The sequence below is a fragment of the Streptosporangium sp. NPDC020145 genome, from assembly GCF_040631275.1.
Classification (GTDB): domain Bacteria; phylum Actinomycetota; class Actinomycetes; order Streptosporangiales; family Streptosporangiaceae; genus Streptosporangium.
Map to the genome: position 1 here is coordinate 66,194 of NZ_JBEXZT010000016.1, position 21,531 is coordinate 87,724.

Below are 21,531 nucleotides of genomic sequence, written 5' to 3' on the forward strand. Positions count from 1 at the left end.
ACCTCGACCGGCATTCCACGCCCAGGTACCAGCGGCTGTGGCCGGCGTTCCTCAACGTCCGTAAGGGGATGGTCTTCGATGGGCGAGCGATACCGTGTGGTCGCGCTGGGCGGAGCCGGAGCGATGGGCGGACCCGTCGTCGAGGCGCTCGCCGGGCGCGCGGACATCGCGGAACTGGCGATCGCCGACCGTGACACCGCGGCCGCCGAACGCCTGGCCGCCCGTTTCCCGGGCGTCTCGGTCGCGCCGGTGGACGCCTCGGACCCGGTACGGCTCCGCGAGCTCTTCCACGATGCCGACCTGGTCCTCAACACCACCGGCCCCTTCTTCCGGCTCGGTGTGCCGATCCTGCGGGCGGCGATCGAGAGCCGTACCCATTACGCCGACATCTGCGACGACTGGGAGCCGACGCTGGACATGCTCGCCATGGACGCCGAGGCGCGGGAGGCGGGCGTGATCGCCGTGGTCGGAGCCGGGGCCAGCCCGGGCACCGGCAACATGCTGGCCGCGCTGGCGAGCCGAGAACTGGACACCGTCGAAGACGTCTTCACCGCCTGGCCGGTGGACGTCCCGTTCGTCGGAGACGACCCCGCCGACGACGCGTCCGACGGAAACTCGGCCGCCCTCGTCCACTGGATGCACCAGCTGTCAGGAAAAATCATGACTTGGTCGGGCGGGGAACCCACCGAGGGCCCGCCGCTCGAACCCGTCCGGCTCGACTACCCCGGACTGGGCACCGGAACCGTCTACACCGTCGGCCATCCCGAACCGCTGACCCTCCCGGCGACCTGCTCGGTCACCCGCGACTCCGCCTGCGTCATGGTGGTCAGGCCGGAGACGGCCGCCTACCTGATGACCATGCGCGATGAGGTCGACCGGGGAAGGCTCTCCCTGGAACAGGCCGCCGCCGCGATCGAGACCCCGACCGCCGCCCGCTTCGCCCGCTCGGCCATACGTCGGCTCTCTCTGCGCGGCCCCGGCTCACTTCCCCCCTTCTTCGCACTGGCCACCGGACTCCGGTACGGCCGGCCGTACCGGGTCGGCGCGAGGCTGATCGCCTCGCCGCGCGGGATGGCCAGGATGACCGGGATCCCTCTGTTGCTCGCGGCGGCGCAGATCCTCGACGGCACGGTGCGCACCCCCGGCGTCCACCCGCCGGACGCCGTACTCGACCCGGCAAGATACTTCGACGAGCTGGCCGCCCACTGCGACCCGCCCCGCACCGGCCGCGACGAGGTCGTCAGGGTGGACCACACCCCATGACCACGGAACATCGGCACCCGACACGGAATCTTTCATGCATTCGACTATCGAGCCCAATACGATAGTTCTTTTGGAGGGCCGCAGCATGGACGTCCATGTCCCCACCCGGATGCTCGTCGAAGCGCTCGTCCGCACCGACCTCACGGTCGACGCCGGCGACCTCTACGCGACCGCGAACCTGCTGCGCATGAACGACCAGCAGGTTCGCCTGTGCATCAAACGCCTGATCGCCGAGGGACGTTTCGTCCAGGAGGGACGAGGGCGCAAGGCGATCCTGCGCGCCACCGGCGGCACCGAACGCGCGATGGGCCTCGACGTCGAGTTCGTCACCCACGCCTTCCGCCAGGACGCCGGGCTCGCCCCCTGGGACGGCGCCTGGCACCTCGTCGGCTTCGCCGTACCGGAGAGCGCGCGGCCCGCCCGCGACGCGCTGCGCGCCTGCCTCACCTTCCTCGGCGGCGCCGCCATCCACGGGGGCCTCTACCTCAGCGCCAATCCTTGGGAGCCGTACGTCGAGGAGCACGCCCGCCGCCTGGACATCCTCAACCACGTCACCTTCCTGACCACCCGGGACCTCCGTCGCGGCGAGGAGACCGATCCCGTCGCGCTCACCCGCGCCATGTGGCCGCTGGACGAGATCGCCGAACGTTACGACCGGCTCGCCGCGGTGGCGGAGCCCCGGCTCGCGCTCATCGAGGATTCCGCCGATCTGTCCGGGGCGCAGCGGCTGACCGTCGCGGTGGAACTGGCCGCGGAGTTCACCCGCGCGATGGAGGCGGACCCGCTCCTTCCTCCCGAGCTCCTCCCCCCGTCCTGGCCCGGCGCCCGAGCCCGCGCCCTGACCACGCGCTGCTGGTCGCTGCTGGAGGAACAGAGCGACCAGGACGACAGCGGGATCCGCCTGTTCAGGCTCTACGGCGACACAGCCGTCACGACGCCCCGCGAGTTCGACCTCGACAACCGGCGCTCGGCCGGCCATGACCCGACGGTGCACGGTCCGGGCTGACCTGGCCTTCTCCCATGAGCCCGCATGAGGCGATTTCATGCGTTCTTTGCCCACTCCACCAGCTTTGGTGACGGATCCGGCGGCGGCTGCCAACCGGAGTACTCCGACGTCATGGTGCCCATCCCGCCGGGAGGCGTTCCGGGGTCGATCGATGTCGAACCGCCGTTCCCGCCCTTCCCGGCCTCCCGGTGGCGCCCGCACCCCCGAGGAGACAGGGAAATCCGCCGATCAGGTTTTCTTTCACGGCATCGCGGTACGCGGTAGAGAGTCGGACAAAAAGGGAGAAACCGGATGATTACCCAGAACCAGATCTCAGCGGTGATCGACCAGACCGTCTACGACAACCACGGGGACAAGATCGGCAAGGTCAAGCACGTCTACCTCGACGACAACACCGGTCGCCCCGAGTGGCTGTGCGTGCGGACCGGGCTGTTCGGCATCAACGAGACCTTCGTCCCCATCCAGGGCGCCGACGTGGTCGGCGACCACGTCGAGGTCGCCTACGACAAGGACCGCATCAAGGACGCTCCCAACATCGACGTCGAGTCCGGCGGCCACATGTCGCCACAGGAGGAGCGCGAGCTGTACAACTACTACGGCATCGACCTGGACGCCTCCTGGAGGGAGGCCAACCAGCCGGGTGAGACCGGCTGGGCGCACACCGGCGGCCAGCGGGAGCGCGAGCGCCTGGGCTCCGTCGGCCGGGAGCGGGAGGCCGGACGCGCGGACCTCACCAGCGACGACGCGATGACCCGCTCGGAGGAGCGGCTGACGACCCACACCGAGAGCCACGAGATCGGCCGGGCGCGGCTGCGGAAGTACGTGGTCACCGAGGAGCAGCAGGTCACCGTGCCGGTCACCCGAGAGGAGGTACGCATCGAGCGCGAGCCGATCACCGAGGAGAACCGGGACGCCGCGCTGCGGGGCCCGGACATCTCCGAGGCCGAGCACGAGGTGACCCTGCACGAGGAACGGGCGGTGGTGGAGAAGAACACCGTCCCGGTGGAACGGGTCCGGATGACCACCGAGAAGGTCACCGACGAGGAGACCATTACCGAACAGGTCCGCAAGGAACGCATCGAAGCCGAAGGAGACATCGGCGAGGACGGCCGCACCCTCTGAGCGCGGGGGCGACCCGTCTGGAAGCGCCCTCACCGCTCCACGCCCGCCGTCATGACCGGCCGACCGCTCGTCTCGAACCGACGGCTGCGTCCAACGGGTGTCCAGCAGGCCCCGCACGGGGCGAGCACGGCCGGTCAGTCCTCCCGCGCCTCCCGCCGGTTCCCGGAGATCGGGCCGCCTGCCTGTATTCGGGAGCGGCCCTCCTCACGCCGACCGCCCCGGCCCATGCCGTCCCTGGCCGGAGGCGACGGGCCGGAGGTGACGGGCCGGAGGTGACGGGCCGGAGGTGACGGGCGACACAGCTGGAACTCCAGGACGGCCGAGAGCCGAGACCGCCACGACGAGGAGGTCCGTAGGGGTATTACGCCAGCCTGAAAATACCAAAACACACCGTATTAAACCCCATGGGATTCACGAGGCGGCACCCTCGGGAGCCTTCTGACCGGGGCTGTTCCGGCCTTGAGAGGCCTTGACAGACCGTCCCCCAACGCCTGTCCGCGACCGGCCAAAAATAGGCGAATTCCCGAATTCGGCGGAACTTTCGATAGACCGTTCGACACAGCTCCAGGTTGTCGGCCGCCTGTCCGTTTCTTCGGATCTCACCAGGCTGAGCTATGTCCGGATCCGGAACTTCGTTCACATAATGACAGATTTAATGATTTAGCTATACGATCGCCGTTCGTGGTTGGAGTTAATCCCCCAAGAACCCGATTGGCCGACGACCTGTTCTTTGTCATGCATGACAACTCGACCGGCCGGCCGCGGCTTCACGCCCGCCTGGCCGGTCTGGGGCTGGCCGCCGCCATCCTGGGAGAGCTGATGCTCGCCGGGCGGACAACCGTGGGATTGGCAGCGGGGCAGATACGGCTCGTCGTTCTCGACACGGCGCCGCCCGGAGACGCGGTCACCAGGACCGCCTTGGACCACATCATCGCCGAGCCCGCCCACCGCCTCCATACCTGGTTGCAGTTCTTCGCCCGTACGGCGCTCGCCGACGTGGCGGCCCGGATGACCGCCGACGGGCTGCTGCGCCCGCCCGGCAGACGCCCGTCGCGGAGGCAGGCACCGGTCGACGTGAACATCGCGGCGTGGCCCGGTGGACGCGTCAACCTGGCGATCCAACGCCGTGAACCGCTCAACGTCCAGGACAACGTCCTGCTGGGGCTGCTCGTCGTGACCGGCGGCAGCCGGCTCGTCCTGTGGGAACAGAACCCGGGATATCTCTCCGATTCGGTCGCCGCCCTCCCGGCGCCGCTCCAGGAACTGATCGCCCAGACCGAGGCTGCCGTGGGTGACTCCATCATCAGCCGCCGGTGAACCCACCCCCCTCACTCCAAGGATCCTCCCCATGTCCGTGACAGAACGAAGGGCCAGCGCCGTCTCCGCCGCACTGGCCCAGGACCGCCTCGGTGTGCCGTCGGTGGTGTTCTTCGTCATCTCGGCGGCGGCGCCGCTGACTGTCATCGGCGGTTCGGTGACCTCCGCCTACGCCGCGACCGGCGTGACCGGCGTACCGCTCGCCTTCATCCTGCTCGGAGCCATCCTGGGCCTGTTCGCCGTCGGCTACGTGACGATGGCCCGTTACGTCGTCAACGCCGGGGCGTTCTACGCCTACACCGCGAAAGGACTCGGCAGGCCGATCGGAGTGGCGACCGCGTGGGTCGCGTTGCTGGCCTACAACGCGCTCCAGGTGGGCCTCTACGGCATGATCGGCGCGGCGGCCCAGCAGCCGATCACCGACTGGTTCGGAAGCTCCCCTCCCTGGTGGGTCATCGGACTGGTCGCCTGGGTGCTGACCGGGGTGCTCGGCCTCATGCGGGTCGACGTGAACGGGAAGGTCCTGTCGGTCCTGCTGCTGACGGAGATAGCCGTCGTCATCGTGTTCGACGTCGCGGATCTGATCAACCCGTCGGCCTCGGGCTACAGCCTCGACGTCTTCTCCCCCTCAAGCCTCTTCGTCCCCGGGATCGGTGCGGTGGTCGCGATCTGCATCGCGTCCTTCGCGGGCTTCGAGTCGTCGGTGGTGTTCTCCGAGGAGACCAAGGACCCGAGGCGTACGGTGCCGATCGCGACCTACGTCGCGCTCGCCGTCATCTCGGGCCTCTACGCCGTCTCGTCCTGGGCGATGACCGTGCCGATCGGCTCGGGCAAGATCGTCGACGCCTCACGTGAGCAGAGCTCGGCCCTGCTGTTCAACCTGGCCGGGCGGCACCTGGGGGCGACCATCGCCACCATCGGCTCTCTCCTGTTCGTGACGAGCCTCTTCGCCGCGCTGATCGCCTTCCACAACACGATCTCCCGTTACATCTTCGCCCTCGGCAGGGAGAGGGTGCTTCCCGAGACCTTCGGTCGCACCTCCCCCGGGACCGGCGCCCCGATCAACGGCTCACTGGCGCAGAGCGTCATCGGGCTGATCACGATCGTCGTGTACGCGGCCTTCGGCCTGGACCCGGTCGTCCAGCTGTTCTTCACCGTCGGATCGTTCGGCGGCCTGGGGCTGCTCATGATGCTGGCGGCCACCTCGGTCTCCGTGCTGGTCTTCTTCTCCAAGAACCCCAACGAGGAGAACGCCTGGCGGACCAGGATCGCCCCGGGCATCTCCTCGGTCCTGCTGGTCGTGGTCATCGCACTCGTCATGATCAACTTCGACACCGTGCTCGGCGTGGCCTCCGACTCCCCGCTGCGCTGGATCATGCCCGCCGTCTACTTCGTCGCCGTGGGGCTCGGCGTCGTGTGGGGACTCACCCTGCGGTCCAACCGGCCGAAGGTGTACGCGAACATCGGGCGGGGCGCCCAGGCCGCCGTGGGAGGGGCCGAATGACAGAGATCATCCGCATCCAGAACGTTCCCGGAGCGGCCGAGGCCGTCGGCGCGATCATCGCCACCTCCTTCCACGAGCAGGAGATCTCGGCCTGGATGATCCCGTCGGACGACGACCGCCGCCAGGTCATGCCCCCCTTCTTCTCCATGGCCACCGAGAGCGCCCTCGTCCACGGCGAGGTCCACGCGACGGCCGACATGACCGCCGTGGCCGTGTGGTTCCACAAGGGCGTCGAGCCGCTTCCCGAGATCCCCGGCCGGGACGCCCGGGTGGCGGAGCTGGCCGGTCCCCACGCGGAGCGCATCGGGCGGATGGGAGAGGAGATGGACAAGCGCCACCCTCACGAACCGCACCACTATCTGGCGTTCCTCGCCGTGCTCCCCGGGCACCAGCGGCGCAGGACGGGGACCCGGCTGCTCCAGGGGTACCACCGCGGACTCGACGAGGCGGGCATACCCGCGTACCTGGAGGCCAGCAGTACCCACAGCCGCAGGCTCTACCTGCGCCACGGTTACCAGGACCTCGGCGACCCGATATTCATGCCCGGCGGCCCGCCGATGTTCCCGATGTGGCGCCCGCCGAACCCCTGACCCGCGTACGGCCCCGCCCCCGCCTGACAGGCGCCCGGCAGGCCTCGGGCGGTCTCGCCGACGCCCCTGTTGCCGGCGAGACCGCCCTCACGTCGTCGGATCCCGAACCGGGTGCCCGACGATCACGGCCGACCCGGCGGAGGGTCGGGACGGGCTTGGGAGGCGTTTCCCGAGCCCGTCGGCCCCTGCGCCGGTGGTGATCCATGTGCTTGCCGTACGGGTGACCACAGGGAACGCGAACACCGAGCCGTACCAGGTGGTCCTGTCGTCGGCTTCGGAGCCGAAGCCGTATCCGCCCTTTTCCCGGTCACCGGCCTTCGTGTCGCCGATGCCGTAGGAGAGGCGGCGGTGCCGTTCCACGGTCTCCGAACCGATCAGCCTGCTGATTCGGGCGGCTCACCGGGGACACCTGTTGGTGAGAGTGGTGCGGTCCTTATCCGAAAGCCGATTTTCGGCACGCGCGAAAACGGTCCGGTCGATGCGGTCGTCGACACCGACGACGGCCTACGAAGCCTCGCCCGCGTCGACGGTCACCGCGGGCCGCTCGGCCGCCGGATCGTCCGGCGCGGCCAAGGCGGAAAAGGCCGTACCGACGACCATGTCGGTCAGCGTGATCTCTGAGATCAGGAGCAGGCGACTGACGAGCATTCCAGGTCATCTCCTTGGGGGTGGACATGGCTCCGTTCCGTTCCTGCGGTGGGATGCCCGTCGGCCGAACGGCCCACCGGTCTGGGATCGTCCCGTCAGCCCGGCCGGTGGAACCGCCACGGGAACGCCTTGGGAGAAGGCGTCTCCACGGTCGGCCGAAATCAAGCTGTTCCGGTCTTTCCAGGTTTCCGGTGAACCACCCGCCTCCGGCGGCCGGCGTGTTTCCCGCATCCGCTCTTCCGCTTTTTTGGTGGAACGAGAACCACTGTGCGCCATTGCCTGTGGACGAACCTTGGGCCAACCTTGAACCGGCTGGTCCGACCGGCCGTCCCGGGCCGGAATTCCCGCTGGAAAGGTGAACGGAATGGCCGTGGAGTTCGGCTTGTTCGGTGGCGTCGAGGCGCGAGCCGACGGTCGGCCGATCGAGCTGGGCCACGCCCGGCAGCGATCCGTGCTGGCGGCGCTGCTGATCGATGCGAACCGGGTGACATCGGTCGAGCAGCTGGTGGACCGGGTGTGGGGCGAGCGTTCTCCCCAACGGGCTGAGGGAACCCTGTACAGCTACGTGTCCCGCCTGCGTCAGGCACTGGCTCCGGTCGCCGGTGAGGCGCGTCTTTCGCGGGCCTCCGGTGGCTACGTCCTCGCGGTCGACGCCTCCACCGTGGACCTGCACCGTTTCCGCGACCTGACCGCCCGGGCCCGCACGGCCGATGACGACGGCACCGCAGCCTCCCTGCTGGAGCAGGCGCTCGGCCTGTGGCGGGGAGAGCTCTTCCCCTCCCTGGACACCCCGTGGTTCAACTCCGTACGCGAGTCCCTGGGAAGGGAACGGTTCGCCGCCGAGCTGGATCTGGGCGATGTCCTGCTGCGGCTCGGACGGCACGCGGAAATGCCCTTCGAGCTGGCCGCCCGCACCAGGGAACATCCGTTGGACGAGCGCCTGGCCGGTCAGCTCATGCTGGCCCTGTACCGCTGCGGCCGTCCCGCCGACGCCCTGAACCACTACCGGGACCTCCGGAGCCGGTTGGCGGACGATCTCGGTATCGACCCGGGCCCGGAGCTGCGGCATCTCCATCAGCAGATCCTCACCGCTGATCCGGCCATCGCCGTACCGTCTCCCGCCGACTCCCCCACGACCGGCGCCCACCCCGCGCCCACTCCGGTGCCGCGGCAACTTCCGGCACCGCCGCCGATGTTCACCGGCCGGGACCTGGAGGTGAAGGTCCTCTGCGGAATGCTGGATCCTGACGAGCCCCGGCACGCCCACGTGGTGGCCGTCGACGGAGTCGCCGGAGTCGGGAAGTCCGCGCTGGCGCTTCATGCGAGCCATCGGATGGCGCACGGGTTCCCCGACGGGCAGCTCTACGTCAACCTGCAGGGCGCGTCTGCCGCGGGAGCGCCGCTGACGCCGTACGACGTCCTCGTCCAGTGGCTCCCCCAGCTCGGTGTGGCGGGCACGGATGTGCCCGGCGAAACAGGGGCGGCGAGCGCGCTGTGGCGCTCGGTGCTGGCGGGGCGGCGCCTGCTGCTGGTGCTCGACGACGCCTTCTCCGCCGAGCAGGTCCGTCCGCTACTGCCCGCGGAACGCGGATGTGTGACGGTCGTGACCAGCAGGAGCGTGCTGTCCACCCTGGACGGAGCCGAGTTCGTGCACCTGGAGCCGCTGGCCCAGGAGGAGGCGGTGACGTTGCTGGAACGGCTGGCGGGTGCGGGCCGGGTGGTCGCGGACCCGACGGCCGCCGGCGACGTCGTCGGGTTCTGCGAACGCCTTCCGCTCCTGCTGCGCATCGTGGCCGCCAGACTGGCGGCCCGTCCGAGCTGGTCGATCCGGGTGATCGCCGACCGGCTGGCCGAGGAGCACCGGCGCCTGAACGAACTGCAGGCCGGTGAGCTGAGCGCGCGGGCGAGCCTCGCGGTGAGTCTGCGGGAGACGAGTGAGGAGGGCGCGCGGGTCTTCGCGTCTCTCGCGATGGTCGGCGTGACCGAGCTCGACCTGCCGCTGGCGGCCTCGCTCGCCGACCTGCCCTGGGCCGCCGCAGAAGCCGTCCTGGAACAGCTCGTCGACGCCCGCCTCATCGACTCGCCCGTTCCCGGCCGTTACCGGATGCACGACGTGGTCCGGCTCTACGCCCGCGAGCAGGCCCGCGTGCGGGCCGACACCGCCGGGTGGAGCGCCACCCGGCGCCGGGTGCTGGATCACTACCTGGCCCTCACCCAACAGGCCGCCCTCCTGCTGGACCCGGAGGAGGCCTCCGCGCTCACGACCGGACCGCCGCCGGCCCATCCCTCCGGTTTCGCGTTCGACGACCGCTCCGAGGCGAGTGCCTGGATCGACTTCGTGGCCCCCCATCTGCCGATGATCATGGATGAACTGGCCGGTTCCGACGACCTGACCGCCGACATCGCCCTGCTCGCCCTGGAGGCCTATCCGGCGCTGGTGGTCCGCGACCGCTGGACGGAGCTGATCCGGCTGAGTTCCATCGCGGTCAGGACCGCCCGCGACGGCGACCGGCGGGTCCTTGAGGCACGGGCCCACAACCTGCTGGGCATGGCGTACGGCAACACCGGCCGGTTGGACGAGAGCCTCGCCGAGTTCGATCTCGCCCTCCGGCAGTGGGAGGAGATCGGTGACCGGCATCAGATGGCCCGCGCCCTGAACAACCTGGGCCTCGTCGCACGCCTGCGCGGCGACCTGCCGGAGGCGGTGCGCTGCCACGAACGCAGCATCCTGCTGTTCCAGGAGGTCGGGGACTCCAACGGGCAGGCTCGGGCCCTGTCCAATCTGGGTCTCGTCCACCAGCGCATCGGTGACCACGACCAGGCGATCGTGGCGCACGAGGAGGCCGCCGGGATATTCCGGACCCTGGGCGACCGGTACCGTCTCGGCCTCATCCTGGGCAACCTCGCCCGGTCCGTACGGCTGGCCGGCCGGATCCGCGAGTCCCTCGACCGCTACCAGGACAGCCTGAGGGTCATCCGCGAGACCGGCAACCGTTCCGGTGAGGCCGAGCAACTGTGGGGACTGGCACAGGCCCTGCACGACCTCGGTGAGTCCGACCTCGCGCGTGCGCAGTGGCGCGCCGCCCTGGACATTCTCCGCGAGTGCGGTGACCTCACCGCCAAGGAGGTGGAGGCCATCCTCGCCCAGCCCGTTCCACAGGCGCCGGCGGCCATCAGCAGGGGAGTCTGAACGAGGATCGGCCGTCCGGCCCGGACCCGGGAGCGGTCAGAGTGCCGTGTGGTGGTCGTTCCTGGAGGAGTGCATCGTGTCGATTTTGGCGTGCAGCCGGGCCAGGTCCTCGGCGATGGCTGCCAGCCGGTCCTCGGTCCGCTGTTCCTCCGTCGAGGTGTTCTGGTCGTCCATCGCGTTGACCACGACGGCGATCAACAGGTTCAGCACCACGAAGGTCGTCATGAGGATGTAGCCGACGAAGAACACCCACGCCCACGGTTCCCGCCCCATGACCCTCTCGGCGATGTCCGGCCACGCCTCACCGGTCATGACCTGGAACAGGGTGAACAGCGAGGTGGGCAGCTCGCCGAAGTACTCCGGGGCGATCCCTCCGAACAGCTGTGTCGCCAGGACCGCCGAGACGTACATGACCAGAACGAGCAGGCCGACGATCGACAGCATGCCGGGGATGGCGGACAGCAGGGCGTTGACGACGTTGCGCATGCTGGGTACGGCCGACACCAGGCGTAACGCGCGCAGGATCCGCAGGGTGCGCAGGATCGAGGTCGGGCCCGAGGCGGGAACCAGCGCGACGCCCACGATGATCGTGTCGAACCAGTTCCACGGGTCGCGGAAGAAGGCCCCACGGTAGGCGTACAGCCGGGCGGCCAGTTCGACGGCGAAGACCGCCAGGGCGATCCTGTCGACGACGTGGAGCAGTCCGCCGACGTGATCGACGAGGTAGGAGGACGTCTCGCAGCCGATCGTGATCGCGTTGATCACGATGACCGCGACCACGGCCCGCTGCAGGAGGGAACTCTCAAGAAAACGGCGCGTCCGTTCCCGTACCGGCACCTGGTCGATTCCTGAAGGATGGGGGTTCACCCGACGATCATCGCAAACCGCCGTCCACGATTTTCGGACAGATCCCCCTATGCGGCTCATCACAGGAGAATTCGACCGATGATCGGGCAGCTGCGGCGTCTACGGGAGGTCGAAGGGGGCCGGGACGTGGTCCTCCCAGATCCGGCGGGAGGCCTGCTCCGGGTAGGGCAGGGTCTCCGACGGGGCGTCCAGGACGCGGGTGAGCCGCCGGTCGGGCCGGTGGGCGGCCCACCCCGCGTCACCGGTGGTGACGAAGCGGATCCACGCCTCCTTCAGCTCGCGGGAGAGAGCGACGGCCTCGGGGGTGGGCTCGTCGCCGATGAGCTGTGTGCCGACGGGGCTGTCCAGGGTGCCGAACGCCAGGGGGACGTCGAGGCTGTGACAGGCGCCCAGGGCACCGCCGAGGGCCGGAGCGCTCCAGCGCAGCTCGAACAGGTACGAGGTGCCGCCCGTCGCGGCGTTCGCCTCGGCGAGCTTCTGCGACGGCATGCGGAAGAGCGCGTCGGAGTACACCGCCTCCACCAGTTCCTCAGGGCCGGCCTGCGCGAACGCGGCGCGGTACGCCTGCGCGCCGTGCGGCTGGGGGGCGAGCAGTTCCAGTGCCGTGCGGGCGTCCTGCTCGGTGAAGGTGCCCCGCCGTCCGCCCATGACGCTGAACAGCCGGAACTCGTCCCGGGTGTGGCCGACGAGCAGTTCGGTCCCGCTCGCGCGCGCACCGGTCAGCGCGGGCCAGGGCGTCTCGGGAAGGACCTCACCGTCGACGACGGGGCACAGGGAGGTGCCGGTCCCCGTGATCCGCCCCCAGTTCTCCCGGTGCGCGTGGAGACCGGCGTTGAAGGAGGTGAGCTCCGCGGCCAGGCGCCAGGGGTCGACGTCGCGCAGGGCCGCGGCGGTGGGGGCCGCCGCCCCGAACCGGTCCGCGAGCGCGGCGGTGATCCGCCGTGCCAGCGCGGGGGTGCTGTGCAGTCCCGGCACCGAGTGGGCGATGGCCCGCCGGAACAGGCCGCGCGCCGGTTTCATCGTCAGGAGGGCGGCGACCGACCCCGCCCCGGCGGACTGTCCGGCCACGGTGACCTGGTCGGGGTCGCCTCCGAAGGCGGCGATGTTCCGCCGCACCCATTCCAGTGCCGCGATCTGGTCGAGGAATCCGCGGTTGGGCGGCGCGTCGTCGAGGAACGCGAACCCCTCCGCGCCCACGCGGCAGTTGACGGTCACCACGACGAGTCCCGCCTCGGCCAGCGCCGCCGGGTCGTACATCGGGTCGCTCGACATCGCCGTGACGTAGCCGCCCACGGGCAGCCACACCAGCACCGGCAGTCCCGCCGCGCCCGGGTCCGGAGTGCCGACGTTGAGCGTCAGCCAGTCCGTGCCCCGCTGCGGGCCCACGTCGACCGGCAGGGACAGCGGAACCACGGGGCCGAACTCCGTCGCCTGCCTCGTCCCCTCCCAGCGGTCCGGCGGGGCCGGCGCGGCGAAGCGGAGCTCCCCCACCGGAGGCCGGGCGTAGGGGATGCCGCGGAACACCGCGTGCCCCTGCCGCCAGAGTCCCCGCACCGGGCCCTCCGTGGTCCGCGCCCTCGGCTGTCCAGACATGGCGTCTCCTTCCCTGAGTGGGGCCAGGTTTATAGGTCAGCTGTATTATGTCAACTGTATTGGAAAGACTCCGGGGCACGTGGGAGGGACCGGCGATGCCGAAACAGGTGGATCACCGTGAACGCCGCGAGGCGATCGCCCGCGCGTTGTGGCGGGTCGTGGAGCAGCGCGGCGTCACACACCTGACGCTGCGTGTGGTGGCGCAGGAGGCGGGCATCTCCCTCGGGCAGCTGCAGCACTACTTCGCCTCCCGGACCGCCATGCTCTCCTTCGCCATGGACTTCGCGTCCGAGCGGACCTCGCTACGCGTCGCCCAGGGCCTCGAAAAGCTCGGCGACCACCCGCACCCCCGTGACGTGCTGCGACTGACGCTCATGGAGATGCTCCCCCTGCACGCCGACGCCCGCGCGACCAGCCGGATGAGCACCGCCTACGTCCTGGAGGCGCTGCACGACGAGGCCGTCCACGAGCAGGCGCGTCACGGCCTCACCCGGGGACGGGCCCTTGTCGAACGGTTGGTCCGCCATGCGATCGCCGACGGGCACATCGCCCCCGGCCGCGACCCGGCGACCGAGACCAACCTGCTCCTCGCCCTCACCGGCCTCACCCCCCTGATCGAACTGAACGTGATCGAACCCCGGGACGCGCTCGCCGCGATCGACCTGCACCTGGACAGGTTGTTCGACGGGAACGACCGGAGGGCGTGACCCGCACCCGAAGCGGATTCCGCGCCGGATCGGCGGACCGGTCGTCAACCCACGTCCGAGGAAGCGTTCCGCGTGACGGGAAAAGCCGTCAGAATCATTTCCACAGGACGGAACGCATCGGGAAATCTCGAATTCCAACCTCTTCGCAGAAACGCGCCGATCTCCATCGGCCCAATGGATTCCCTACGACGCGAAATCGGCGTTGTCAAGCCGGTGCACAGCCAATTTCCTGCGACAACGGCCAGCACAATGACGCTGCGCATCCACCCGGAAGCCAATCGTGCAAATCAAATTCACAGTTGATTTTCACACATGTGATCGGCCTATGCTGACCCGTCGGCTCCCTTGGTCCCACAACAAACCCATCGCGCGGGAAACGCGCCATTCGGCGTGCCCGCACGCCCAAAGTCACGAACGCCGGGCGGCACCCGCGCACCCCAGAGGACGACGAGAAGAGGAGAATTCGGTGCCAACTCACTCCGCCACCCGGGGTCACGGAGGACCACGGTCACGGTGGCTCACCGCGGCCCTGCTCTCCGTGGCCGTCGGCGCGCTGTCCGGCGTGGTCGCCGCGAATCCCGCCTCGGCCGAGCCCGCCCCGGCCTACGACCACAGCAAGGACAAGGGCACCGCCCCGGGCACCCACGCCCCCCTGCCCAAGGGCTTCTCCACGACCCAGCTCTCGGTGAAGTTCAAGCCCGGCCTCGCCGTACGGCTGCGCGGGCAGGGCCTGGTCGCCAAGGACTCCGGAGACACCGCGGACATCCAGAAGGTGCTGGCCAGGTACAAGGACGCCTCCATCAGGCCCCTGTCCTCGACCTCCGAGACGAAGACCACCGAGCAGCGCCTCCAGCTGGAGAAGAAGACCGGCAGGCAACTGCCCGACCTCAACTCCTGGTTCGTCGTCACCGCCCCCAAGAGCGGCGTCGAGGGCCTGCTGAAGGACCTCAACGCCCTGCCCTCGGTGGAGATCGCCCAGGCCAAGCCGAACGTCCGCTCCTTCTCGGAACCGCTGCGCCCCCATCAGAGGTACCTCAACTCGGCCACCTCGGTGTCGGGCGGCGGGGTGGACGCCGAGTACGCCCACACCCAGACGGGTGGCAAGGGCGACGGCATCACCGTCACCGACATCGAGGTCCAGTCCACGATCATCCCCGCCTACGGCGGACAGACGATCTCCGCCGGAGACGACCACTCGCTGATGCTGGACTCCCTCGGCCATGTCTGGGCCTGGGGTGACAACAGCCAGGGACAGCTCGGCACCGGGGACACCGCGGCCAGGAAGATCCCGGTGCAGGTCCCCGGCCTGGACAACTTCATGTCCGTCGCCGCGGGCAACGACTTCTCCGTGGCGAGGAAGAACGACGGTACCGTGTGGGCGTGGGGTGACAACAGCCAGGGACAGCTCGGTAACGGCACCCTGACCGACAGCTCCGTCCCGGTGCAGGTCGCCGGGATCTACAACGCCGCGAGCATCAGCGTCGGCCCCAACCACGCCCTGGCCGTCCTGACCGACGGCACCGTACGCGCCTGGGGCGACAACAGCCAGGGACAACTCGGCTACGCCGGCTCCGACTCCCCCGTCGCCATCACCGTCCCCGGCCTCACCGGCGTCATCACCTCGACCGGTGGAATCGCGGCGGGCTACGGCCACTCCGTGGCGCTCATCAACGACGGCACCGTCAAGGCCTGGGGCGGCAACGGCACCGGCCAGCTGGGCGACGGCACCACGACCAACCGCACCACCCCGGCCGCCGTCACCGGCCTGACCGACGTCAGGCTGATCAGCAGCCGGGGCTACCACACCCTGGCCGTCCTCAACGACGGCACCGTCAAGTCCTGGGGTGACAACGACCAGGGACAGCTCGGCGACGGCACCACCGTGGACCGCAAGACCCCGGTCGCCGTCCCCGGCCTGACCAACGTCAGCGACGTCTCGGCCGGAGCCCTGCACAGCCTCGCCACCACCTCCTCGCTCACCTCGACCACCTACGCCTGGGGCGACAACGCCCAGGGACAGCTCGGCGACGGCACCACCGTCGACCGTCCCTCCCCCACCGCGATCTCCCCCTCCCTGGAATGGGTCGCGGCGGGCCGTACCCACAACATCGGCAAGGCCGGCTCGTCGTTCTTCACCTGGGGCGTCAACGGCACCGGCCAGCTGGGCGACGGCACCACCACCACCCACATCACCCCGACCCAGCTGAGCGGAGTGGCCAACCGCTGGAACCTCTGCCACGAGGACCTCGCGGGACGCGTCGCGGCGGGTCAGATCGTCCAGCTGCCGTCCGCGTTCGGTGACCCGTGCTCCACCGACGCCGGCACGATCTACCACGGCACCGCCGTCGCCGGGATCATCGGCGCCCAGGACGACAACGGCGTCGGCATGGCGGGCATCGCGCCGCACGCCACCCTGCACCTGACCGGCAACGCGATCCCCGACCCCGTCGCCTACACCACCGCCCACTCCCAGCCGGGCGACGTCATGCTCTTCGAGTTCGGGGCCGAACCCGAGGCGTACAAGCACTACCCCTGGGAGTACGACAGCAGCGTCTACGACCAGATCGTCCTGGCCGTCGCCGCCGGAGTGACCGTGGTCGAGGCGGGGGGCAACGCGAGCAGCAACCTCGACGATCCCCTGGACCCCTACTCCGCCGTCATCATGGGCCGCCCCGACTCGGGCGCCATCATCGTCGGCGCCGGAGCGCCCCCCAGCCCCGGCGGCACCAACTGCCTCGGCTCGACCCCGCCCGCCGAGCGGACCGCGATGTCCTTCTCCACGTACGGCTCCCGCGTCGACCTCCAGGCCTACGGCGCCTGCGTCGCGACGCTGGGCGTCCCCTTGGCGAACGACCTGACTCCCTCGGAGACCAACCCCAACAAGATCTACTCCGGCAGGTTCAGCGGTACCTCAAGCGCCAGCGCCATCATCGCCGGAACCGTCGCCTCCCTGCAGGGCGTGGCCAAGGCCAACGGCGGCGTGCTCACCCCCGTCCAGGCCCGCGACACCCTCAAGCTCACCGGAACGGGACAGCCCGCGAGCGACCCCCGCCACATCGGCCCGCAGCCCAACCTGCACGCCGCCATCGACGACATCCTGACGCCCTGACCTACTGACTGGGCCGGCCTTCGGCCAGACCTGAAGACCGGTGAACGCGCGGGCCACGGGACGATCCCCGTGGCCCGCGCCTCGTATCGTGGAGGCCTGTTCTACAACGGGAGACACCGGATGCGACTTGATCAAGCCCTTGTGGACGCGGCCGTCGCGCAGATGGAACGGCGCTGGCCCGCCGACGAACCGGGGGGCGCCGCGGCCGTCTACCTGGAGGACGGGCAGATCATCACCAGCGTCGGCCTGGACAACTTCAACGGCGGGGTTTCCCTGTGTCATGAGACCGGGGCCTTCTGCCAGGCCTACACGCTCAACAAGAGGATCACCGCCTCCGTGTGCGTCTTCCGGGAGTCCGCGCGGGACCGCGTCCTCTTTCTTCCTCCCTGTGGCGTCTGCCAGGAGCGCCTGGCCCTGTGGGGGCCCGACGTGCAGGTCGGTGTGCCCGACGACTCCAGCCCGGCGGGATGGGGCGTCCGCACCCTTCGCGAGGTGAACCCGTACTACTGGGCGCAGCAGTTCACCGAGGACGGCACCTGGCCCACCCTTGAGGCCCACTCCTCCTGAGCCGTCAGTGCGCTCCGGCGGCGCGGAGCAGGCCGGCCACCGCGGTCTGCCTCCTGGAGACCGCGTGGGCGAGTGGGGTGACGCCCTCGCGGTCACCGAGGTCGACGTCGGCGCCCGCCGCGATGAGCAGGCGGACGATCTCCTGGTAGGGCCGGCCGCCGTCGCCGAGGATGATCGCCTCAAGCAGGCCGGTCCAGCCGAGGTCGTTGACGTGATCGACCTTGATGCCGGTCTTCAGCACCTCCCGGACGTAGTCCACGTGCCCGCGCTCACAGGCGGGGATCAGGGAGACGCCCCCGTAGCGGTTGCGTATGGTCAGGTCGGGCCTGCCGGGCAGAAGGGCCCTGAGCATCGCGACGCTTCCGGTCACGCCCGTGACCAGCCAGGGGGTGTCGTGCCTGGAGTCCAGCGCGTTCGGGTCCGCGCCGGCCGCGATCAGCAGTTCGGCGACCTCCACGTGGTCGCCCGCCACGGCGAGCAGCAGTGCCGTACGGCGGAGCCCGTCGCGGGCCCCGACGTCGGCCCCGGAGGTGAGCGCGTCCCGGACACCCGCGACGTCGCCTCGCGCGGCGCGCGTCAGCAGTTCCTCGTTGAGCACCTTCTCCCCTTTCACCGTGCGACTCACCGTACGGCCGCCGCAGGCAGCGGCCAGCAGGCCGAGTCCGGAGAGCAGGATCGCCCGGCGCCTCATCCACATCGTCCTTCTCCCCTGCTTCCGATACCCGGTCTCTCGACCTCCGGTCTCCCGAATCCCTGACCTCCTGGTCCCCTGCCTCGACGCCCGGCCGACGACGACGTCCGGCCCGGCGGCGGGACAGGTCGGTCAGCGGAGCCGACCGGCGACGGCCTTGAGGCCCTCCTGGGCGATGGCCTCGTCGATGTCGCCGCTCGGCGCGCCGCCGACACCGATGCCCGCGACGGGCGCGCCGCCGGAGGCCACGGGAACACCGCCGCCGAGGAAGAGAGTGCCCGGAATGTCGGCGATGTTCGGGCCGCCGCCGGTCACGCCCTTGCCAAGCTCACTTGTCGTCCTACCGAAGGAGACCGCGGTGAAGGCCTTGCGCCGCGCCGACTCCTCGGTCTGCGGGCCCGCGCCGTCGCCCTTCAGCACCAGGCGGGTCGCACCGGACCGGTCGACGATCACCACCGTGACACGCTGCTTCCGCCTGGCGGCCTCCTTCATCGCGGCGTCGGCGATCGTCAGGGCGGCGTCGGCGGAGAGCACGTCGGTCTGCACGACGGCCTGCCCGTTCTTGGCGGGGGCGGCCTGCGCGGGGGAGGCGACGGCGAAACCGAGAGTGCCCGCCATGATGGCGAGCCCCGCGAGGGAGCCGACGACCAGGCGGGGACGCGCGGAACGGACTGTCATTGGTTTCTCCAGGTGCGGGTCGGTGGAACCTTGCACACCCAAGGCTTCCGGAGACGGCGTTCCCGGCCATCGCAAACATGGGCGGTTCCCGGACGCCGAAGGGTCGAGGGAGAAGTCAACCGATCGGTTGACGCGTGGCCGTACCGCTCGGGCTGATCCTCGCCAGGGGATAACGTCGAGAAAGACCAGACAAGGAGGGTGATGAGGGAACGTATCTGGCTCAACTGGGCCATGCACGCGGGGTTCTACCTGCTGCTCGCCGCCTCCGCCCTGCGGCTGGTGTCCCGGCACGACATGGGGACGCGGACCGTCGCCTCGCTGGTCGTCGGCGGTCTCCTGGCCCTGACCTACACGGCGGGCGTCGTCCTCTGGAACCGACTCGGACGCGGGCGCGTCGTCTGGCTGGCGGGAGTGGCGGCGGTCTGGCTCGTGCTCGTGGTGCTCGCGCCGTCGTTCAGCTGGTGCGCGGTCCCCCTGCTCTTCCTGTGCCTGCGGTCGCTGAACGCGCGTGGTTTCGCGGTGGCCGCGGCCGCCCTCACGCTGGTCGTGATCGCGGCCCAGCTCAAGATCGCGCGGGAGTTCGATCTCAGCCTGATCCTCGCGCCGATCGGCATCGCCGCCATGACCGCGGTGATCTTCTGGGAACTCCAGCGGGAGAGCGCCGCCCGGCAGCTCCTCATCGACGACCTGATCAGCACCCGGGGAACGCTGGCCGACTCCCGGCACCGTACCGGCGTCCTGGAGGAGCGCGAGCGGCTGGCCAGGGAGATCCACGACACCCTCGCCCAGGGGCTCACCAGCATGGGCATCCTTCTGCAGGCCGCCGACCGCATGTGGGCCTCCGACCCCGAACTGGCCCGCGCCCACGTACGGCGGGCGGCGGCAGCGGCCGCGGAGAACCTCGACGAGGCCCGGCGCTTCGTCCGCGACCTCCAGCCCCCGGGCCTGGTCGAGGCCTCGCTGCCCGAGGCCCTGGCCAGGCTCTGCGCGGACGCCGGGAACAGCACCGGGCCTGACGTGCGCTTCCGCCAGGAGGGCGAGCAGTACCCGCTGGAGCCCGAGGTGCAGGCGGCGTTGCTGCGGGTGGCGCAGGGGGCGTTGGCCAACGTCCGCGACCACTCCCGCGCGGGCACGGCCATGGTGACCCTGTCCTACCTCGACGGTGAGGTCACGCTGGACGTCTTCGACGACGGCGCCGGGTTCGACGCCCCGGCCCCCGCGCCGGGCCGGGGATACGGGTTGCGGGCGATGCGCGACAGGATGGCGGAGGTGAACGGCGTCCTGGTCGTCGAGAGCGTCCCCGGCGAGGGAACGGGGATCGCGGCCACGGTCCCGACCGGCGCGCGGGCACGAGACGGGGAGGAGGAGCGATGAGGCTGTTTCTGGTCGACGACCATCCGGTGGTCCGGGCGGGGCTGGTGGCGCTGCTCGGCGGTGAGCCCGACATGGAGGTCGTCGGCGAGGCCGCCGGTGGGGACGAGGCACTGCGGGGTGTCGCCTCAAGCTCCCCGGACGTCGTGCTCATGGACCTGCAGCTCGGCGACGGCGTCGACGGGGTCGAGGCCACCCGGCGGATCCGGGAGCTGCCCACTCCGCCGCAGGTCCTGGTGCTGACGACGTACGAGACCGACGCGGACATCATGCGGGCCGTCGACGCCGGGGCCACCGGTTACCTGCTCAAGGCGTGCCCGCCGGAGGAGCTGTTCCAGGGCATCAGGGCCGCGGCCAAGGGCGAGACGGTGCTGTCCGCCAAGGTCGCGGCCCGGATGATGAGGCGGATGCGCGATCCCGGCCCGGCGTTGAGCGCCCGGGAGGTGGAGATCCTGGAGCTGCTGGCGAGCGGCGCGGGCAACCGGGAGATCGCCAGGAGGCTCTTCATCACCGAGGCGACGGTCAAGACCCACCTGGTGCACATCTACGGCAAGCTCGGCGTGGACACGCGTACGGCCGCGGTGACCGCCGCCGTCGAGCGGCGCCTGATCAGGCTCCCCTGAGGCGCTTCAGAGATCGTTCTCCTGCTCGTTGAGGATGGCGAGCGCGATCGTGACCGCGCCCGCCGCGTCGCCCGCCTCGATCGCCCGGTACAGGTCCCGGTGGGTGGAGTCGGCGTCGAGCACGGCGTGTTCCATGCACTGGTCGCGACGGACCGTTTCGCGCACCGCCTCGCTCATGCCCCGGTACAGGTCCAGCAGCACGGGGTTGTGCGAGGCCGCGGCGACGGCCAGGTGGAAGTCCACGTCGGCGTCGGCGAACGCGTCGAGGTCGGCGGCCTCGTGGGCGGCGGTGCGCCGTTCCAACGTCTCCCGCAGCGCGTCGAGGTCGGCCGGTTCGCGTCGTTCGGCGGCGAGCCTGGCCGCCACGAGGTCCAGGCCGCGCCGTACGTCGATGATGTCCATGGTGGCCGCGCGGTCCAGGCGGCGCCTGAGGGCGACCTCGTTCTCGTCGGTCGCGGTGACGTAGGTTCCGTCGCCCTGACGGGTGGCGAGCAGACCGGCGTGGACGAGGACGCGGACGGCCTCGCGCACCGAGAGCCTGCTCACGCCCAGGGTCTCGGCCAGCCGCCCCTCTGTGGGGATCTTGGTGCCGACCGGCCAGACGCCGTTCGCGATCTCCTGGCGGAGCTCGTGGATGGCGGAGTCGACGAGGGAGGTCCGGCCCACGTGGCGCATTCTTCCTCTG

19 protein-coding genes are annotated in these 21,531 nt (G+C 70.2%); 12 read left to right on the forward strand and 7 right to left on the reverse strand.

Features of this window, described 5'->3' with window-relative positions; all coding sequences use genetic code 11:
- Positions 1 to 78: 78 nt before the first annotated feature.
- From ABZ463_RS26255 to ABZ463_RS26280, 6 genes are all read left to right on the forward strand, one after another.
- Complete coding sequence (locus ABZ463_RS26255) at positions 79 to 1,263, forward strand: saccharopine dehydrogenase NADP-binding domain-containing protein (protein WP_362779943.1); 1,185 nt, start codon at positions 79 to 81, stop codon at positions 1,261 to 1,263.
- A gap of 85 nt (positions 1,264 to 1,348) precedes the next feature.
- On the forward strand, positions 1,349 to 2,269 hold the full coding sequence (locus ABZ463_RS26260; protein ID WP_362779946.1) for a PaaX family transcriptional regulator C-terminal domain-containing protein: 921 nt from the start codon (positions 1,349 to 1,351) through the stop codon (positions 2,267 to 2,269).
- A gap of 291 nt (positions 2,270 to 2,560) precedes the next feature.
- The gene (locus ABZ463_RS26265; protein WP_362779948.1) at positions 2,561 to 3,391 is read left to right on the forward strand and encodes a PRC and DUF2382 domain-containing protein; all 831 of its coding nucleotides are present in this window, start codon (positions 2,561 to 2,563) and stop codon (positions 3,389 to 3,391) included.
- Between the two features lie 681 nt (positions 3,392 to 4,072).
- Complete coding sequence (locus tag ABZ463_RS26270) at positions 4,073 to 4,708, forward strand: GPP34 family phosphoprotein (protein WP_352015701.1); 636 nt, start codon at positions 4,073 to 4,075, stop codon at positions 4,706 to 4,708.
- 31 nt (positions 4,709 to 4,739) lie between these two features.
- Entirely contained in the window at positions 4,740 to 6,212 is a 1,473-nt protein-coding gene (locus ABZ463_RS26275) for an APC family permease (RefSeq protein ID WP_352015700.1), read from the forward strand.
- Positions 6,209 to 6,802: a GNAT family N-acetyltransferase gene (locus ABZ463_RS26280; RefSeq protein WP_362779952.1), complete on the forward strand. Its 594-nt coding sequence runs from the start codon at positions 6,209 to 6,211 to the stop codon at positions 6,800 to 6,802. Before ABZ463_RS26275 ends, ABZ463_RS26280 begins: the two co-directional genes overlap by 4 nt.
- 87 nt (positions 6,803 to 6,889) lie before the next feature.
- Here the strand turns inward: ABZ463_RS26280 and ABZ463_RS26285 are convergent, their stop codons facing one another.
- Together ABZ463_RS26285 and ABZ463_RS26290 are read right to left on the reverse strand one after the other, a co-directional pair.
- Positions 6,890 to 7,162, reverse strand: a complete 273-nt coding sequence (locus ABZ463_RS26285) for a hypothetical protein (RefSeq protein ID WP_362779955.1) — start codon at positions 7,160 to 7,162, stop codon at positions 6,890 to 6,892.
- Positions 7,163 to 7,306: 144 nt separating this feature from the next.
- Positions 7,307 to 7,450 (reverse strand): hypothetical protein, encoded by a 144-nt coding sequence (locus ABZ463_RS26290; RefSeq protein ID WP_352015698.1) that lies wholly within the window; start codon positions 7,448 to 7,450, stop codon positions 7,307 to 7,309.
- Between the two features lie 364 nt (positions 7,451 to 7,814).
- Here ABZ463_RS26290 and ABZ463_RS26295 point away from each other — a divergent pair, with 364 nt between their 5' ends.
- Positions 7,815 to 10,640, forward strand: a complete 2,826-nt coding sequence (locus ABZ463_RS26295; RefSeq protein ID WP_362779959.1) for a BTAD domain-containing putative transcriptional regulator — start codon at positions 7,815 to 7,817, stop codon at positions 10,638 to 10,640.
- A 36-nt stretch (positions 10,641 to 10,676) separates the two neighbouring features.
- Here ABZ463_RS26295 and ABZ463_RS26300 read toward each other — a convergent pair whose 3' ends face one another.
- Positions 10,677 to 11,507: an ion transporter gene (locus ABZ463_RS26300; protein ID WP_362779962.1), complete on the reverse strand. Its 831-nt coding sequence runs from the start codon at positions 11,505 to 11,507 to the stop codon at positions 10,677 to 10,679.
- Between the two features lie 99 nt (positions 11,508 to 11,606).
- Positions 11,607 to 13,100, reverse strand: coding sequence for a carboxylesterase family protein (locus tag ABZ463_RS26305; protein ID WP_362779965.1), 1,494 nt, complete (start codon positions 13,098 to 13,100; stop codon positions 11,607 to 11,609).
- A gap of 95 nt (positions 13,101 to 13,195) precedes the next feature.
- Here ABZ463_RS26305 and ABZ463_RS26310 point away from each other — a divergent pair, with 95 nt between their 5' ends.
- From ABZ463_RS26310 to ABZ463_RS26320, 3 genes are all read left to right on the forward strand, one after another.
- The gene (locus ABZ463_RS26310; RefSeq protein WP_352015694.1) at positions 13,196 to 13,807 is read left to right on the forward strand and encodes a TetR family transcriptional regulator C-terminal domain-containing protein; all 612 of its coding nucleotides are present in this window, start codon (positions 13,196 to 13,198) and stop codon (positions 13,805 to 13,807) included.
- A gap of 466 nt (positions 13,808 to 14,273) precedes the next feature.
- On the forward strand, positions 14,274 to 16,916 hold the full coding sequence (locus ABZ463_RS26315; protein ID WP_362779968.1) for a S8 family serine peptidase: 2,643 nt from the start codon (positions 14,274 to 14,276) through the stop codon (positions 16,914 to 16,916).
- 120 nt (positions 16,917 to 17,036) lie between these two features.
- Positions 17,037 to 17,483: a cytidine deaminase gene (locus ABZ463_RS26320; RefSeq protein WP_352015692.1), complete on the forward strand. Its 447-nt coding sequence runs from the start codon at positions 17,037 to 17,039 to the stop codon at positions 17,481 to 17,483.
- Positions 17,484 to 17,487: 4 nt separating this feature from the next.
- On the opposite strand, the gene ABZ463_RS26325 is transcribed toward ABZ463_RS26320, so the two are convergent.
- Positions 17,488 to 18,174 (reverse strand): ankyrin repeat domain-containing protein, encoded by a 687-nt coding sequence (locus tag ABZ463_RS26325; RefSeq protein ID WP_362779971.1) that lies wholly within the window; start codon positions 18,172 to 18,174, stop codon positions 17,488 to 17,490.
- 132 nt (positions 18,175 to 18,306) lie between these two features.
- Positions 18,307 to 18,852, reverse strand: coding sequence for a heme-binding protein (locus ABZ463_RS26330; protein ID WP_362779973.1), 546 nt, complete (start codon positions 18,850 to 18,852; stop codon positions 18,307 to 18,309).
- Positions 18,853 to 19,053: 201 nt separating this feature from the next.
- Between ABZ463_RS26330 and ABZ463_RS26335 the strand changes: the two genes are divergently transcribed.
- Complete coding sequence (locus ABZ463_RS26335) at positions 19,054 to 20,226, forward strand: sensor histidine kinase (RefSeq protein WP_362779975.1); 1,173 nt, start codon at positions 19,054 to 19,056, stop codon at positions 20,224 to 20,226.
- Positions 20,223 to 20,846, forward strand: coding sequence for a response regulator transcription factor (locus tag ABZ463_RS26340; RefSeq protein ID WP_362779978.1), 624 nt, complete (start codon positions 20,223 to 20,225; stop codon positions 20,844 to 20,846). Before ABZ463_RS26335 ends, ABZ463_RS26340 begins: the two co-directional genes overlap by 4 nt.
- A 6-nt stretch (positions 20,847 to 20,852) precedes the next feature.
- On the opposite strand, the gene ABZ463_RS26345 is transcribed toward ABZ463_RS26340, so the two are convergent.
- The gene (locus tag ABZ463_RS26345) at positions 20,853 to 21,521 is read right to left on the reverse strand and encodes an FCD domain-containing protein (protein ID WP_352015687.1); all 669 of its coding nucleotides are present in this window, start codon (positions 21,519 to 21,521) and stop codon (positions 20,853 to 20,855) included.
- Positions 21,522 to 21,531 lie beyond the last annotated feature (10 nt).